A 16,297-nucleotide genomic window follows, 5' to 3' on the forward strand; every position below is an offset into this window, starting at 1 on the left:
CGTCAGGAGGGGGCGTCAGGGTCGCCGCCGGCGGCCTCGCGGGCGGGGTGGCGCGGGGACGGAGGGTCGGGCGCCAGGCCGCCGTCGGGGGCGATGTGCGCGAAGATCTGCTGCACCAGGGTGAGGACGTGGGGGTCCTCGACGGCGTAGATCTGGTGGCGGCCCACCCGGCGCGCCGTCACCAGCCCGGCCAGCCGCAGCTTGGCGAGGTGCTGGCTGACCGCGGCGACGGTGGCGCCGGTGCGCTCGGCCAGCGTGCCGACGTCGCACTCGTGCCGGGCCAGGATCCAGACCAGGTGCAGGCGGGTGGGCGCGGCCAGCAGCCCGAAGGTGTTGGCTGCGGCCCGCAGCTGCGGCGGGGTGACCTCGGGCTCGACGGGCGGCACCGGCACCTGCGGCGCGGCGGGCGGCCCGGGCTCGGGCGGTGCGCTGGGTTCGGACGACCGGGGATCCGTCATGTCCCTGCCGATTCTTCCCGATGCGGGCGGACGGCGCGACACCCGGTGGCCCAAGCCACATCACATCACTTGCGCAATCGATTGACAATGGAGTGAAGATCGCTAGGCTGGCGGGTGTTGGCGAAGGGGAGTAGCCCGTAAGCCCGCCGGTCGACACACTGAGGTCCGCGGACCTCCGGCCGCGGCGCCCGCGTGAGCGGGTGGGCGAGACCTTCGACCTTGGCAGTCAGCTGCCGGGTCGGAGTCTCGCGCGCCCCGTCCCGGCCCGAGCCGGAAGTCTCCCCCATGGAATCCCTCATCCTCAGCACAGCCGTGAGCTTCGGCGTCATCTTCGTGGCCGAACTCGGTGACAAGTCGCAGCTGATGGCGCTGACCTTCGCGACGCGTTTCCGGGCGTGGCCGGTGCTGATCGGCATCACCCTCGCGACCTCCGTCGTGCACGCGCTGTCCGTCGGCATCGGTTACGGCCTGGGCGCCGCGCTGCCCACCGACTGGATCTCCGTCGCGGCCGGCGTCGCCTTCCTCGGCTTCGCCGTGTGGACGCTGCGCGGCGACACGCTCAGCGACGACGAGCGGGGGAGGGCCGCGCGCACCACCCGGTCGGCCGTCATCGCCGTGACCACCGCCTTCTTCCTGGCCGAACTGGGCGACAAGACCATGCTGGCCACCATCGTGCTGGCCACCGACTACGGCTGGTTCGGCACCTGGCTCGGCTCGACGCTGGGCATGGTCGCCGCCGACGCGCTCGCCATCGTCGTCGGCCGCCAGATCGGCAAGCGCCTCCCCGAACGCGCCGTCGCCATCGGCGCCGCCGCCCTCTTCGCGGTCTTCGGCGCCTGGATCCTGGCCGAAGCGGTCCCCGCGGTGCTGGCCTGAGCCGCCACCGGGGCGTCCCCGCCCCGGTGGCGGCTCAGGCCAGGCCCGGCGCCCGGTCGCCGCGGGGCGGGCGGCGACGGTGGGGGCGCCAGACGGGGGCGTCGGCCGGATGCAGGAGTACAGCCCCCGCCCACCCTGGGGGGCACCCCTAGGACCATCCTGCCGCCCTGGCTTGCGCACCGCGACGGGTTACCGGGCGGTTGTGGACGGCGGGCCGCGCCGCGGACGGCTGTGGACGGCTCGCTTGACGCACCGGACGGCAACGGCCCGGGACCGGCCGTCCGGCGGCTTGATCCGTGATCACGCGGCAACCAGAATCGTCGAGTCGGCGGACGATCTCGGATAGGACGGGACCCAGATGCGAGAACACCGAATCGCGGCCATACCGGGCGACGGCATCGGCAACGAGGTGCTGCCCGAGGCGCTGCGGGTGCTGGACCGGGTCGGCGCGGCGCACGGCTTCCGCCTGGCCGCGACCGTCCTCCCGTGGAGCTGCGAGCGCTACCTCACCGACGGCGCGATGATGCCCGCCGACGGACTCGACCGGCTCCGCGAGCACGACGCCGTCTTCCTGGGCGCCGTGGGCTACCCGGGCGTCCCCGACCACGTGTCGCTGTGGGGGCTGCTCATCCCGATCCGGCGCGCCTTCGGCCAGTACGTCAACATGCGCCCGATCCGGCTCTTCGACGGCATCACCGGGCCGCTGCGCGACGCGACCCCGCGCATGGTCGACATGGTGGTGGTGCGGGAGAACAACGAGGGCGAGTACTCCGAGATCGGCGGCCGCCTCTACCAGGGCACCCCCGAGGAGTTCGCGGTTCAGCAGTCCACCTTCACCCGCCGCGGCACCGAGCGGATCATGCGCTTCGCCTTCGAACTCGCCGCCGAGCGCAGCGGCCGGGTGGCCAGCGCCACCAAGTCCAACGGCATCATCCACACCATGCCGTTCTGGGACGAGGTGTTCGGCGAGTTCGCCGCCGCCCACCCGGACCTGAGCACCGAGCAGCTGCACATCGACGCGCTCGCCGCCGGCTTCGTGCTCAATCCGGCCCGCTTCGACGTGATCGTCGCCTCGAACCTGTTCGGCGACATCCTGAGCGACCTCGGCGCCGCCGTGGCGGGCAGCATCGGGATCGCGCCATCGGCGAACCTCAACCCGTCCGGCTCCCATCCGTCCATGTTCGAACCGGTGCACGGCTCAGCGCCCGACATCGCCGGACGCGGCGTCGCCAACCCGATCGGGCAGATCTGGTCGGGCGCGCTGATGCTGCGGCACCTGGGCCACGAGGCCGCGGCCCGCGAGGTGGAGTCCGCCATCGAGACGGTGCTGGCCACCACGGACGCCCGCACCCCCGACCTGGGCGGCACCGCCTCCACCACCGAGATGACCGACGAGATCATCCGCGCCCTGCCCAGCGCCTGACCGCCGCCCGGGACCGCCCGCGCCCGCTGGGCGGGGATTGCCGGGGCCGCGGTCGGACGTAATGCTCTGTTCATGGCGAATGGGCCGCGTCGGGCGCGCATTCCGCCGTCGGACGGGGCTGAATGGTGCTGTGGGTGATATGACGAACCGCCACCCGGGCGGCGGAAGGCCCGGACGGCTTCTCGGTGCGCTGTGCGGCGTGCTCGCGGCGGCGGCCGCGATCGGGGCCGGCGAACTGGTGTCGCTGCTGACGCGTCCGCAGGCGGCGCCGCTGATCGCGGTCGGCGGCGCCCTGATCGACGGTGCGCCGCAGCCGGTCGAGCAGTTCGTGATCGCGGTCTTCGGCGAGGCCGACCGGATCGTGCTGCTGGCCGCGATCTCCGCGGCGCTGGCCCTCTTCGCGGCGGTGATCGGCGTACTGGCCCGGCTCCGGATCTGGGCCGGCCTGCTCGGTGTCGTGGTGTTCGGCGCGATCGGAGTGACCGCCGCGCTCAGCCGGCCCGAGGCCGCACCGGCCGACGCCCTGCCCTCACTCGCCGGAACCGCCGCGGCCGGCCTGGTGCTGGTCGTGCTGACACGCCTGTCCGGTGGCGGCCCCGACCTGTCGGCCTGGCCCGCGGCGCCGCCACCGCCCGCCCGCCGGGCGACCGCACCGGTGCCGGAGACACGGGCCGAGGAAGCGCCGTCAGGGGGAGCGCGCGCCACCGCGCGATCCCGCGGACCGGGCCGGGATCCGCACACCGTGCGCCCTGACGGCGGCGCGGCCGGAGGGACCGATGCGCCGTCTGATCCGGGTCCGGTGCCGGCATCGGAGCGGGCAGCGTCGGGGCCGGACGCGACGCGGCCGGAAGGGCGGGCGGCGTCCGGTGTGGCGTCCGGATCGAGTTCGGCTTCAGGGCCGGAACAGGTGGCGTCGGCGGACGGCCTGGACGGAGCAGGACCGCACGGGGTGACGGCGGGAGCGGAGCCGGGAGCCGCGCCCGGATCTGGTGGTGCGTCCGGCGACTCCGAGGCCCCGGAGCGCGGCGACGCCCGGCCGGAGCCGCCTCACGCCGGCCTGCCGCCGGTGATGCGTGCGGGTGGGCCGGGCGCGGCCGCCGCCTTCGACCGGCGGCGCTTCGTGCTGGCCGCCACCGCCACGGCGGTGCTGTCCGCGGGCGCGGCCGCCACCGGGATCGCGGTGGGCGCGGCCCGGTCCGAGGCCGGGGCGTCGCGGTCCGCGATCCGGCTGCCCGCGCCGGCGTCGCCGGCGGGTCCCGTCCCGGCCGGGGCGGACCTCGGCGTGCCGGGGGTGGAGCCCTTCACCACGCCCAGCGAGGACTTCTACCGGGTGGACACCGCGCTGGTGGTGCCGCAGCTCAACGCGATGCGCTGGCGGCTGCGGCTGCACGGCCAGGGCGTCCGCGAGCGCAGCTACACCTATGCCGACCTGCTGGCCCACCCCGGCCTGGTCGAGCGCGACGTCACGCTCGCGTGCGTGTCCAATCCGGTGGGCGGGCCCTACGTCGGCAATGCGCGCTGGATCGGGGTGCCGCTGGGCGCGCTACTGCGCGAGGCGGGGGTGCGTCCGCCCTCGGAGGGCGGCCGCGCCGACCAGCTGGTCTCGCGCTCGTCGGACGGGATGACGATCGGCACCCCGGTCGAGGACGTGATGGACGGCCGCGACGCCATGCTCGCCATCGGCATGAACGGGCGGCCGCTGCCCGTCGAGCACGGCTTCCCGGTGCGGATGGTGGTGCCGGGCCTGTACGGCTACGTGTCGGCGTGCAAGTGGCTGGTCGACCTGGAGCTGACCACCTTCGACGCCTTCGACGCCTACTGGGTGCCGCGCGGCTGGGCGGCGCGCGGGCCGATCAAGACCCAGTCGCGGATCGACACCCCCCGCCCCGGCAGCGGGATCCCGCCCGGGCGGGTGCCGATCGCGGGCGTCGCCTGGGCGCAGACGCGCGGCATCACCGCGGTGGAGGTGCGCGTGGACGGCGGCCCCTGGCGGCCCGCCCGGCTCGCGGCGGAGGACTCCGCCGACACCTGGCGCCAGTGGGTGCTGGACTGGGACGCCGCCCCGGGCGAGCACACCATCCAGGTCCGTGCCACCGACGGCGACGGCACCGTGCAGACCGAGCGCGAAGCGCCCCCCGCCCCCGACGGCGCCTCCGGCTGGCACACGATCGACGTCACCGTCGGCTGACCCGCGCCCTCCGCGCACGCACCGCGTGTCAAACCGCCCGTCCACAGCCGCGCACCGCCCGGCCGCCCGCGCACAAGCGGCCGGCGAACGCCGCGCCGCGCACCGCGCGGCGGAAGAATGGACGTCGGGGGGCGCCCCCGCGGGGCCGCGGGCCCGACGTGCGTCGGGGGCGCGGCCGGGACCGTCGCCGGACGGACGGTGCCCGGTCGGGTCCGTCCGGCCTCCGGGGCACCGTGGACGTCAGCCGGGGGAGGCCCCTTCCAGCCGGCCGATCCGCCGAATCTCCTCCAGCGGGTACGGGGTCTCCCTGCTCTCGTGCCGGAGCGCGCGGAAGAAGTCCGCCATCACCGCGGCCAGCGGCGCGTGGCGGGCCAGGACGGCGGCGGCCGCCGCCGGGACCCCCAGCGGGCGCTCCCCTCGGGCGTAGGCGCGCACCCGCGCCTCGCGCTCCTCCGCCCCGGACCCGTACAAGGCGGTGACCAGCCAGTTCACCAGGTGGCTGACCGAGTAGCAGCGGTCGTAGGTCTGGTGCCGCTCCAAGAAGTCGGCCTCCTCGCGCGACAGCTCGAACCGGGAGGAGGTCGCGAGACCGTAGTCCGCGAAGTAGAGTCGCCGCCCGTCGGTCAGGATGTTCTCGAAGTGCGCGTCGAAGTGCAGGAGCCCCTGACCGTTCATGAACGAGACTCCGGCCTCCAGCTCCCTCTCCACCATGGCGCAGGCCCGGTCGGCCGCCTCGCCGCCCGTTTCGATCTGGACGCCCAGCCACTGGTGCACGTTGCTCGGGATGTACTCCAGGAACAGCGCCACGCTCGCCGACGACCGCCGGAGGGCATCGATCCGGCGGCGCACCTGCGCCCCGCCGCCCCAGTAGGCGACGGCCCGTTCCACGTCGGCCAGCTCCTCGGGGAGCGGCGCCGATCCGGGCAGCACCCGCCAGTGGTACATCAGCGGGAAGCCCTCGTAATCGCCCGCCAGCACCCAGTTCGTCGTCATGGTGTGCACGGCCGGCTCCCGCCATGCCCCCAGACCCGGCCCCCCGAGGCCGTACTGGCAGTAGACGGGCAGCTCGAACAGGTTCGCCGTGGACCGAGCGTTCTCCGGCCGCAGCTCCAGGTCGGTGAGGGGCACCCGCTTCACGAACACCGGGGTTCCGGCCACCTCCAGCAGGACCGAGGTCCCGCCGATGCCCGAACCGAGTGGCACGGCCGTGTCCAGGAGTTCGCCCAGCGCGCGGTCGCTGCGCAGAGCCAGCGCCGTGGAGACGGAACCGAAGGCCGCCAGACGCGCACAGCGCGACATGTCGGGGAACCCCGCCTCCACCGGGCCACCACCTCGATTCCGCGGCGGCCGCTCCGGCGGTCCGGCCTCACGCCGGCCAGGTGCGCGACGCCCTCGCGACCGCACTGTACGCCACGACCGCCGGATCCGTGCGACCGGCGGCGGCTCAGCCCGCCCGGGCCGCCGGGCCCGAGTCGGTGATCTGGTCGACGGTCGAGAGCATGTGCTCCTCGATGAGGCGCAGCAGCCGCTGCTCGTCGCCGTCGGCGATGGCGTCGACCAGCACCCGGTGCTCCTCGACCAGCTCGGCCGGCTCCGGGTAGCTCTCCTGCATCACGGTCAGGCACATCCGGGTCTCCACCAGCAGGGTCTCGGCCATCCGCTGCAGGCGGGTGTTGCCGGACAGCTGCACGAGGGTCTGGTGGAAGGCCTGGTCGGCGTCGCTCATCGCCACCCGGTCGCGCGACTCCGCCGCCTGCACCAGCCGGTCGAGCGCCGCGGTCAGCGCCACCAGGGCCTCGCCCCGGTTGCCCTGCATGATCAGCAGGCAGGCCGAACGCTCGACGGCCAGCCGCGCGTGGTAGATGTCGCGCACGTCGGCGGCGTCGAGGTCGATGACGAACAGGCCGCGGTGGGTCTCGCTGCGCAGCAGCCCTTCCTGCACCAGCCGCTGCATCGCCTCGCGCAGCGGGCCGCGGCTCACCCCCAACTGCGCGGCCAGGCCCGTCTCGGTGAGCTGGTCGCCCGGGGCCAGCGAGCCGTACATGATCGCCGAACGCAGCTGGTTGGCGATGATGGCGGCGGTCGACTCCCGGGTGACGGGTTCCAGTTCTCCAGGATCGCTCATGGCGGATACTGCACCTCGATCTTCAGTCGGTCATGACGTCACGGGCCCGGTGAGCCGTCCGGTCTCCCCGCCGGCCGCGAGCCGAACAGCGCCCCGAGCCCTTCGCGCGGAGTGTCGGCCCCCGCCAGGCGCAGCCCCTCCCAGATGCTCACCTGGTTGGCCGTCAGCACCGGCTTGCCGCACCGCTGCTCGAGGCCGGCCACCAGGCCCGCGGTGTGCAGGGCGGTGTCGGGCACCAGTACGGCGTCCGCGCCGGGGTGGTCGTTGGCGGCGACGAACGCGGCGACGTCGTCGCCGCGCAGTGTGCCGACCTCGGCCGCCGTGACGATGCCCCTGCTGCTCAGCGCCACCACCTCGATTCCGGCCACGTCGAGGAAGGCGACGAAGTGCTCGGCCACGTCATGCGGGTAGGTGGCGGCCACCGCGACCCGGCGCAGGCCCAGCCGGCGGGCCGCGCTCACGAAGGCGAAGGAGGTGGAGGTGGCGGGCGCGCCCGACGCCTCCTCGACCACGTGCAGCTGCCGCCGGGCGCCCTGCCAGCCGAACACGAAGCTGCCGCTGGTGCAGGCCCACACGGCGGCGTCCACCCCGTGGGCGCGCAGCGACCGCGCCCCCTCGGCGAGCACGTCGTCGCCGCCGACGTCCAGCAGCGCGTCCACCCGGTGCGCGTCCTCGCGCATCAGGGTGTGCACGAGCGGCAGCCGGACGTCGCCGAGCAGCCGCTCCCAGGCCGGGTAGTCGTCCTCGGCGCTGTAGCCGGGGTACAGGAAGCCGACCGTCGGGACGGCCGCGCCGGGTGCGGCGTCCGAGGGCGCCGGGGCGCTCAGGGCCGTGCCGCCGGCCGGGTCGTCCACCGCACTCTCCACCGTGTCACTCCTCCGGGGCCTCGGCCCGTCGATTGTCGACAATCTATCGTCCGCGACCGGATGAGGCTGGGAAAGGGCCGGGAAGCGGCTGGGAATGGCTCCCAGCCGCACCGGTCCGCCCTCAGGCGGCGGTCAGCGGGGTGGACTCCACCAGCCACTGCCCCTCGCCGAGCGCCCGCCAGCCCATCGCGTTCAGCGCCGACCACATGGTCACCTGGTTGGCCGCCAGCACCGGCTTGCCGAGCTTGCGCTCCAGCGGGCCGATGATGTCGTAGGTGGCGACGTTGGTGCAGCTGATGTAGATGGCCTCCGCCTCCGGGCGGTCGACCTCCGTGACCGCCTGCACCACCTCCCGGTAGGTGACCTTCCAGATGTGGTTCAGCAGGCCCAGGCCGACACTGCCGACCGTCTCGACCCCGTGCTCGTCCAGGAAGCCGAGGAGCCGTTCGGTGACGCTGTCGACGTAGGGGGTGACGACCGCGACCCGGCGCGCGTTGAGGGCGTTCAGGGCCTGGATCATCGCGCCGGAGGTGGTGGTGGCGGCGGGCGCGCCCGCCCCCAGGATGCTCTCGTGCAGCCGCCGCTCGCCTGCCGCCCCGTGCACGAAGCTGCCGGACGCGCAGGCGTAGGCCACCGCCAGCGGCTCCGGAGCGAGCAGGTCCTGGGTGGCGCGGCGCACCCGCTCGCCGTCGCTGAGCGCCGCCGCCATGTCGACCGTCACCGGGACCGGGACGAACGGCAGCCGGGTGACGTACAGCGACACGGAGTCGGGCGCCCAGCGCCACAGTTCGCGGTCGAGCGCGAAGTCGAAGGGCGCCACCACGCCGAGCCCGGTCTGGCCGGGCGGTTCGGGGCCGGAGAACATCTCCAGGACGTCAGTCGCCATCCGCGGCCGCCCGCTCAGCCGCTGTGGCGCTGGTACAGGAGCCGCTCGCCGACGCTGCCCGAGCGCCAGACGTCATGGCACGCCTCGGCCATCTGGTCCAGGCCCTCGACGACGGTGGCGTAGACGTTGCCGGGAACCCAGCCGACATCGCCGTTCAGCAGCAGGTTGTTGCGGCCGTAGAAGATCGCCAGGTCGATGACGCCCGGGAGTTCGTGGATGCCCTGGTCCTCCTTGAAGCGCTGGTCGAGCATGCCGCCCGAGAACGAGAAGTACACGACATCGCCCGGGATGGGGGTGACGGTGGGGTTCTCGAGCCCGATCTCGCCGGTGAAGCGCGGGACCATGGTGTACACCTCGTTGCGCGCGTACTTGGCGTGCTGGGCGTCGCCGCTGAGGGGCAGCGCGTTCCATACCGCCTCGCAGGTGCGCGGCGCCTCTTTGTCCAGCAGTTCCGCGACGCACGAGACACCGCGACTCTGCAGCGTGATGGACATCAACCGCGACATCAGCACTCCTTATCCGCTTTCGTGCGGGGTGGACGAACCGATCGGCACGGCCGCAGGGAGTTCTCGCCGAAGAGATCGCCAAAGGGTGCTCAGTCGCCGGCGACCCATGCGCGGTCGGGAAGACGGTCCGTGAGACACGGTCTTGACTTTGATCTCGCGCGAACTGCGAAGGTTGCCGATTGTTGACAATCATACGATTGCTTCTTAGCGTGTCAATGCCCGTCCAGCGCCGCGAAGGCGCTGTTTACAAGGAGTTTTCGTGATCGCGAAGCCTTCCCGCCGCACACCGGCGAACGGCCTGTACACGGCCCCGCGGCCGTGCCCGGCCGGCGTCCGCGAGGTGCGCGGAGGGCGGTGGCGATCGACGGCCCGCGGTGTCGCGGAGCGTCCGCGGGGCGGGGTGTGCGAGGGGCGGTGCCGGCCGGCGGTTCCCGGTGTCGCGGAGCATCCAGGGGGCGGGGTCCGCGCGGGGATGCGGCGATCGGCGGTTCACAGTGCCGCGAACCGTCCTTGGGGCGGCGCATGCGAGGGGCCGTGGCGATCAGCGGTTCTAGGTGCCCTCGACCAGCCGCGGGGCAGCGCGTGCCGGAAGCTGTGGCGTTCGACGGGGCGCGGTGTCCCGGACCACCGGCGGCCCGGCGTCCGCACGCGGGAACACCGGTCCGGACCACTCCCGGCGGATCCGGTTCCGTGTAGCGGCCGCAAGGGGGACGAGCGGCCGAACGAGGCTTTTCCACAGGACGGACCGGGCGGGCCGGAGCTTATCCAGAACCGGCCGGTAGGCATCGCCACGGCGCACCGCGATGCGAAAGACTGGTGTCGGGGTGCTCCCCCCGGGCGGGAGGGGGCTGCGCGGGGAGCGGTGCCGGCACCGGCCGCACCGGAGTCCGCGTCCCGGGTGTGCGGCTTTCCGGGGGAGGCGCCGTGAGCTCGCCGACGCCGCGTGTCGTGGTGCTGCACCGCGACGGTGACCGCCCGCCCGGGATGGCCGCCGTGGCGGAGCGGGCCCGGGTGCGCTACGCCACCGGCGAGGAGCTGGCCGAGGCGCTGCCCGGTGCGGACGTGCTGTTCGTGTGGGACTTCCTGTCCGACGCCGTGCCGGCCGCATGGCCGAACGCCGGCGCGCTGCGGTGGGTGCACAGCGCCAGCGCCGGGGTGGACCGGCTGGTCTTCGACGAACTGGTGCGCAGCGAGGTGGTGGTCACCAACGCCAGGGGCGTGTTCGACCAGCCGATCGCCGAGTACGTGCTCGGCCTGGTGCTCTGCCACGCCAAGGACTTCCCGGCCACCCTGCGGCTGCAGGGCGAGCGGCGGTGGCGGCACCGCGAGACCCGGCGGATCACCGGCGCGCGGGCGCTGGTGGTCGGCACCGGCCCGATCGGCCGTGCCATCGCGCGGCTGCTGCGCGCGGCCGGGCTGCGCGTGACGGGCGCCGGGCGGGTCGCCCGGTCCGGCGATCCCGACTTCGGCGAGGTGCTGGCCGCCGACGAACTCGGCACGGCCCTGGGCTCGGCCGACTACCTCGTGCTGGCCGCCCCGCTCACCCCGGCGACCAGGGGCATGATCGACGCGGCCGCCCTGGCCCGGATGCGCTCCGACGCCTACCTGATCAACGTCGGCCGCGGCGCGCTGGTCGTCCAGGACGATCTGGTGGCGGCGCTGACGGCCGGGACCATCGGCGGCGCCGCCCTGGACGTGTTCGCCGCCGAGCCGCTGCCGCCCGACTCGCCGCTGTGGGAGCTGCCGAACGTGGTCGTCTCACCGCACATGTCCGGCGACGCGGTCGGCTGGCGCGAGGAACTGGTGCGTCTCTTCGCCGACAACCTCGACCGCTACATCGAAGGCCGCCCGCTCCGCAACATCGTCGACAAGCGCCACGGCTACGTGCGGACTCCCTGATGCCCCGCCCGTCGCCCCGCGCGCAGCCCTCTCCCGCCCGGGGGGAGCATCCCGACACCAGTATTTCGCGCCGTGGTGCGCCGTGGGGAGCCCTACCAGCCGGTTCTGGACGAACTGCGCCGCATCCGCTCCGCCCTGTGCACAACCGGACGCGGGGCCCCGGACCTGTGCTATGCGCCCGGCGTCCACCGCGTCCCGCCGCCCGGACCGGGACGGACCGGTCCGCCTCCGCCCGAATCGCCTCCGTTCCCCCACCCCGCCCGCCCTGGGGGGCACCCCCTACAACCATCCTTTCAGGTTTTCGGCGTGTGGCGCCGGGTGGGAAGTGCAGGCTGTGGACAACGACTGGTGCCGGTCGGCGGGCTGTGGACACCCACGAGTCCGCGGGCATGGCCGGGACCCGAGATCCGAATGAGGTGACCATGACGACGATGGGCGACTGGCGGAGCCGGACGACCGACGCCGGTATGACCTGGGCGGCCCGCCGCTCGCCGCGTCTGGGCGATGTGGACCCGGCGGCGATGTCGGCCGTCGAGCTGGCCGAGGCGTACGCGCGCCGCGACCTCTCCCCGGTGGACGCGGCCCGCGCCGTGCTCGACCGGATCGAGCGCATCGACCCCACGCTGAACGCGTTCTGCCTGGTGGACCCGGAGCGGGCGCTGCGAGCCGCCGACGAGTCCGCCGTCCGCTGGCACCGGGGCCAGCAGCTCGGCCCGCTCGACGGGGTGCCCGTCTCGGTCAAGGACGTACTGCTCACCCGCGACTGGCCCACCCTGCGCGGCACGCTCACCATCGACCGCGACGGTCCTTGGGAGGTCGACGCGCCCGGTCCGGCGCGGCTGCGCGAGCAGGGTGCCGTCATGGTCGGCAAGACCACCACCCCGGAGCTGGCCTGGAAGGGCGTCACCGACAGCCCGCTGACCGGTGTCACCCGCAATCCCTGGGACCCCGAGCTCACGCCGGGCGGGTCCAGCGGCGGGGCCGCGGCCGCCGTCGCCGCCGGCCTGGCGCCGCTCGCCCTCGGTACGGACGGCGGCGGCTCCGTGCGCATCCCCGCCGCCTTCTGCGGCATCTACACGATCAAGCCGACCTACGGCCGCATCCCGCACTACCCGGCCAGCCCCTTCGGCACCCTCGCCCATGTCGGCCCGATGAGCCGCACGGTCACCGACGCGGCCCTGCTACTGGACGCGGTGTGCGGCCCCGACAGCCGCGACTGGTCGGCGCTGGCGCCACCGGGCGACCGCTTCGCCGACGCCGCGCTGGCCCGGGTGGCCGGGATGCGCATCGCGTTCAGCCCCGACCTGGGCTACGCCGAGGTGCACCCCGAGGTCGCCGCCGCCGTCGCGGCCGCCGCCGAGGTCTTCCAGGAACTGGGCGCCGAGGTCGAGGAGATCGATCCCGGCTTCGCCGACCCCGTCGACGCCTTCCACGTGCTGTGGTTCGCCGGCGCCGCCAAGTGCGTCGAGCACCTGACGGACGCCCAGCGCGAACGGCTCGACCCCGGCCTGCGCGAGGTCTGCGACGAAGGCGCCCGCTACTCCGCCGTCGACTACCTGACGGCCACCTCGGAGCGGATGCGGCTCGGCCGGTTGATGGGCGACTTCCACGAGCGCTACGACCTGCTGCTGACGCCCACCCTGCCCATCCCCGCCTTCACCGCCGGACTGGAGGTCCCGGCCGGCTCGCCCGGACGGCGCTGGACCTCCTGGACGCCGTTCACGTACCCGTTCAACATGACCCAGCAGCCCGCCGCGAGCGTGCCGGTGGGCCTCACCGCCGCCGGACTCCCGATCGGGATGCAGATCGTCGGCGCGCGGCACGCCGACGGCGCCGTGCTGGCCGCCAGCCGCGCCTTCGAGGAGGCCCGCCCCTGGCACGACCAGTGGCCGCCCATGGCCCGCGACTGACCGGCCGCCCGGGACCGGGGCGGCCGGACTCCGGACCGCTCCGGTCGGCCTTCGGCAGAGCCCGCCGCGCACGGACGGCCGCCGGGGGTCGGAAGGCGGACGCGTCGGTGATCGGTCATGGTCGTACCTCCTCGCGGTGGGCACTCCTGCGGGCACCCGTCATTGTGCGCCGTCCGGCCGGTCCGGTGTGTTCGCTTGTCCCCAGACCGCTCGGTATGCCGGGAGTTGTCCACAACCCGCCGGTAGCCCTTCCGGGCCGCCCGGCCGCCGCGGGATGCTGGTGTTGGGGTCGGCCCCCCTGGGAGGGCGGGGGATGGGCGGATTCCGGGGGCGGGCGCGGATTCGGAGGTCGGTCCTGCGGCCGACGTGGCGCTGTCCGGTCCCGGTCATGGTCCGGCCGGGCCGATATCGGTGGTCGGCCGGGTCGAGCCCGCTGGTCGGAGGGCGGCGACGGCTCCGGCCGGTCGTGGCGGTGCGGGCGGTTCAGGGGGCCGGACGGTGCGGGCGATCGCGGCGGCACGACCGGCGGTTCCGATACCGTCTCAGCCCTTCCGCGCCACCCCGCACAGCCCCGCCCGGACCTGCGCCTCGCCGCCGTCGGGATGCCACTGGTGCAGGGGGACGATGCCGGGCGGTACCAGGTCGAGGCCGTCGAAGAAGCGCGCGATCTGCTCGCGGCTCCTCGGCACGACGGGGGAGGAGGTCGCGGACCTGCGGTACTCCTCCGCCACCGCGCGCGTCTGCGGGGTGGACTCGATGTGGGACACCGCGAGGTGGCTGCCGGGTGCGATGCCCTCGCACAGGCGGGCGACCATGCCGTAGGGGTTCTCGGCATCGGTGAATCCGTCGAGTACGGCCGCGCAGATGAGGCCCACCGGCCGCTCCAGGTCGACCACCTCACGCAGCTCCGGATGGTCCAGGACGGACTCGGGGCGGCGCAGGTCCGCGTCGACCACGATGGTGCGGTCGCCGTCGTCCAGCAGCGCGCGCCCGTGGGCGAGCACCACCGGATCGTTGTCGACGTACACCACGCGCGCGTCCGGCGCGGCCGACCGCGCCGACTCGTGCAGGTTCACCTCGGCCGGCAGCCCCGCGCCGACGTCCACGAACTGGTCGATGCCGAGCCCGGCCAGGTACCGGACGGTCCGGCCCAGCCACGCCCGGTTGGCCCGGGCGAGGTCCGGCAGCTCCGGCATGGCCGCCACCGCCCGGTCGGCGGCGGCGCGGTCGGCGCGGCCGTAGTCCTTGCCGCCCAGGTAGTAGCAGTACATCCGCGCGGGGCTGGGCGTCGACCAGTCGACGGGCCGCCCGGCCGCCTTGCGCCGGTGCGCGGCCGCCTTCTGCACCTCACGCCCCGCGTCCGCCCCGAAGGACACGTCCTCGCTCCGCACGCCGTCGGTGCGTCCGGCCCAGTCGGCTGCGTCGTCGTTCACGTCGCCGGGCCCGCCGCGTTCAGCGCTCCACGGGCGACGCGGCCGCGCCCGCGGCGGTCGGCGAGCGGCGCGGGCGCGGCTCTCGCCGTGCGCACTCGGGACCGCCTGACCCCGCGGACCCGTCCGCCCCAGGTACGCCGCGACACCGCCCCGGACCGATCCTGCGGGCCGGGGCACTCCGAAAGTACCTCGCGGCGTACCCGGACGATGAGCAGGATGGTCCCCCACTGGCTCTCGAACCGCACGCAGACGACCGAAAGGCTGTCGGCGCACGCCACCCGGCCGAGATGTCGGGTTCGGGGCGTCATCCGGCGCGCCTCGCGCTCGCCGACCGGACACGAGCCCCCGCCCGCGTGCCGCGCGGCGCCCCGCTTCGCAGGCCCGTGCCGGTCGCGGCCGGGCATGGAGGGGGAGCTTCGCGCCGGAGCGGACGTATGCGGGTCGAGTCGTCTGGGCGCACTCGCGGAATCGGTCACCAGGCCCCCTCGACCGCCGACGATTCAGGCGTCAACGGACCGCGATTCTAGCGACGCAGCCGCGTTTTCCGCCGACAGGAATCACAGCAGTTAACCGTAAATCAAGCCGAAATGGGGGTTGGCGGCCGAAACGATCCCATTGCATGCACGCTCGGTGACGACGGTGTTTGAAATGGGTGAATCGGGACAGCAGCGAGGACATCCCGAAAGCAGGACCGCCGGGAAACCGCCGGGGAGAGGAGAACGGCGACATGACGTACGGCGGAACGATCGACAGGGGAACCGGCACCAACGCGCCGAGCGCGGACACCAGGGTCGTGGGGCGGCGCGTGGTGCAGTACATCATCGACTCCATCGTCTCCGGCCTGCTAATGGGCCTGCCCTGGCTGCTGTTCCTGCTGGTCCCGTGGGAACCGGACGGCGAACCGGCGTCAGGAGGGGCCGCGGTGGCGGTCGGAGCCGTCGCCCTGCTGCTCACCGTGGCGATCGCCCTGGCCTACTGGGTGTTCCTCCCGGCGCGCAGCGGCCGGACGCTCGGCATGAGGCTGCTCGGCCTGCGGGTGGTCCGCGAGGACGGCGAACCCGTCAGCGCCGTGACGATGCTGATCCGGTGGGTGCTGCTGATCGTCGACGGCATGGCCGGTGGCCTGGTCGGTCTGATCCTCATCATCGCCACCGACCGCAACCAGCGCCTCGGCGACATGGCGGCCCGCACCCTGGTGGTACGCGGCTAGCCGCGCGGCGCCGCGGTCTCCGCCCGGCGGGTCCCACTCGGGACCCGCCGGGCGGACGCGCGTCCGGGCCGGCGGCGCCCCGCACGGCTGGACCGTCCGGCCGGGGACCTCGACGTGTTCTGCCATGCGCCCCGGCGCCGGGACGCCCCTTCCAGGCAGCGGCCGCAGCGGCCGCCGGAGCCCTGCGACCGGCCGTCGGTCCGGACGCCGCCGACGCCAGGCGGCTCCTCCGGCGAGCCCGCTTCGCCGTCCGCGACGCGTCCGCGAAGGGGGGCGGAGCCTTCGGGGTACGAGCACGTTCCAGGCGGCCGGACACCGCGCGCCCGTGTCCGCATGACCGAAAACCGATTGGGCGCGGCACCCGGGCCTTGCTAACCTCCCGTCCATGACGTTCTTCTTCCGACGCGGCTGACCGCTGGCGGCCCCAGGGCAGCCCCGCCGCCAGTGATGCGGGACGGCGAAGCGCCGTCCCGGGTCGCGACGTGGGAGAAACTACGATGCCGCGCGCTCTGTCGCG

The 16,297-nt window shown here is 74.3% G+C and carries 13 protein-coding genes; 6 read left to right on the forward strand and 7 right to left on the reverse strand.

Annotated features, from left to right (window positions below; genetic code table 11):
- Positions 1-2 precede the first annotated feature (2 nt).
- Positions 3-458 carry an ArsR/SmtB family transcription factor gene (locus CLV72_RS03875; RefSeq protein ID WP_106239274.1) on the reverse strand — a complete coding sequence of 152 codons (456 nt, stop codon included), beginning with the start codon at positions 456-458 and terminating at the stop codon, positions 3-5.
- Positions 459-743: 285 nt separating this feature from the next.
- Here CLV72_RS03875 and CLV72_RS03880 point away from each other — a divergent pair, with 285 nt between their 5' ends.
- The 3 genes from CLV72_RS03880 to CLV72_RS33070 all read left to right on the forward strand — a co-directional run bounded on the left by CLV72_RS03880 (position 744) and on the right by CLV72_RS33070 (position 4,945).
- A complete protein-coding gene (locus CLV72_RS03880) occupies positions 744-1,334 on the forward strand; it encodes a TMEM165/GDT1 family protein (RefSeq protein WP_106239278.1) in 591 nt (196 codons plus the stop codon).
- Between the two features lie 358 nt (positions 1,335-1,692).
- Complete coding sequence (locus CLV72_RS03885) at positions 1,693-2,757, forward strand: tartrate dehydrogenase (RefSeq protein ID WP_106239282.1); 1,065 nt, start codon at positions 1,693-1,695, stop codon at positions 2,755-2,757.
- A 139-nt stretch (positions 2,758-2,896) separates the two neighbouring features.
- Positions 2,897-4,945, forward strand: a complete 2,049-nt coding sequence (locus CLV72_RS33070; protein WP_106239286.1) for a molybdopterin-dependent oxidoreductase — start codon at positions 2,897-2,899, stop codon at positions 4,943-4,945.
- A 240-nt stretch (positions 4,946-5,185) separates the two neighbouring features.
- Here CLV72_RS33070 and CLV72_RS03895 read toward each other — a convergent pair whose 3' ends face one another.
- The 5 genes from CLV72_RS03895 to CLV72_RS03915 all read right to left on the reverse strand — a co-directional run bounded on the left by CLV72_RS03895 (position 5,186) and on the right by CLV72_RS03915 (position 9,316).
- Positions 5,186-6,265 (reverse strand): protein kinase family protein, encoded by a 1,080-nt coding sequence (locus CLV72_RS03895; protein ID WP_245929848.1) that lies wholly within the window; start codon positions 6,263-6,265, stop codon positions 5,186-5,188.
- 124 nt (positions 6,266-6,389) lie between these two features.
- Positions 6,390-7,070 (reverse strand): GntR family transcriptional regulator, encoded by a 681-nt coding sequence (locus CLV72_RS03900; RefSeq protein ID WP_106239290.1) that lies wholly within the window; start codon positions 7,068-7,070, stop codon positions 6,390-6,392.
- Between the two features lie 38 nt (positions 7,071-7,108).
- Positions 7,109-7,897 (reverse strand): maleate cis-trans isomerase family protein, encoded by a 789-nt coding sequence (locus tag CLV72_RS03905; RefSeq protein ID WP_106241282.1) that lies wholly within the window; start codon positions 7,895-7,897, stop codon positions 7,109-7,111.
- Between the two features lie 160 nt (positions 7,898-8,057).
- The gene (locus CLV72_RS03910) at positions 8,058-8,822 is read right to left on the reverse strand and encodes a maleate cis-trans isomerase family protein (protein WP_106239293.1); all 765 of its coding nucleotides are present in this window, start codon (positions 8,820-8,822) and stop codon (positions 8,058-8,060) included.
- Positions 8,823-8,836: 14 nt separating this feature from the next.
- Positions 8,837-9,316, reverse strand: a complete 480-nt coding sequence (locus CLV72_RS03915; RefSeq protein ID WP_211302752.1) for a DUF3830 family protein — start codon at positions 9,314-9,316, stop codon at positions 8,837-8,839.
- A gap of 996 nt (positions 9,317-10,312) precedes the next feature.
- Here CLV72_RS03915 and CLV72_RS03920 point away from each other — a divergent pair.
- Together CLV72_RS03920 and CLV72_RS03925 are read left to right on the forward strand one after the other, a co-directional pair.
- A complete protein-coding gene (locus tag CLV72_RS03920) occupies positions 10,313-11,227 on the forward strand; it encodes a D-2-hydroxyacid dehydrogenase (RefSeq protein WP_106241286.1) in 915 nt (304 codons plus the stop codon).
- A gap of 467 nt (positions 11,228-11,694) precedes the next feature.
- Positions 11,695-13,137, forward strand: coding sequence for an amidase (locus CLV72_RS03925; protein WP_425428041.1), 1,443 nt, complete (start codon positions 11,695-11,697; stop codon positions 13,135-13,137).
- A 542-nt stretch (positions 13,138-13,679) separates the two neighbouring features.
- Here the strand turns inward: CLV72_RS03925 and CLV72_RS03930 are convergent.
- Positions 13,680-14,570, reverse strand: a complete 891-nt coding sequence (locus CLV72_RS03930) for an SAM-dependent methyltransferase (protein ID WP_106239304.1) — start codon at positions 14,568-14,570, stop codon at positions 13,680-13,682.
- 727 nt (positions 14,571-15,297) lie between these two features.
- Here CLV72_RS03930 and CLV72_RS03935 point away from each other — a divergent pair.
- Complete coding sequence (locus CLV72_RS03935; RefSeq protein ID WP_106239308.1) at positions 15,298-15,780, forward strand: RDD family protein; 483 nt, start codon at positions 15,298-15,300, stop codon at positions 15,778-15,780.
- Positions 15,781-16,297 lie beyond the last annotated feature (517 nt).

Source organism: Allonocardiopsis opalescens (genome assembly GCF_003002095.1).
Taxonomy (GTDB): Bacteria; Actinomycetota; Actinomycetes; order Streptosporangiales; family Streptosporangiaceae; genus Allonocardiopsis; species Allonocardiopsis opalescens.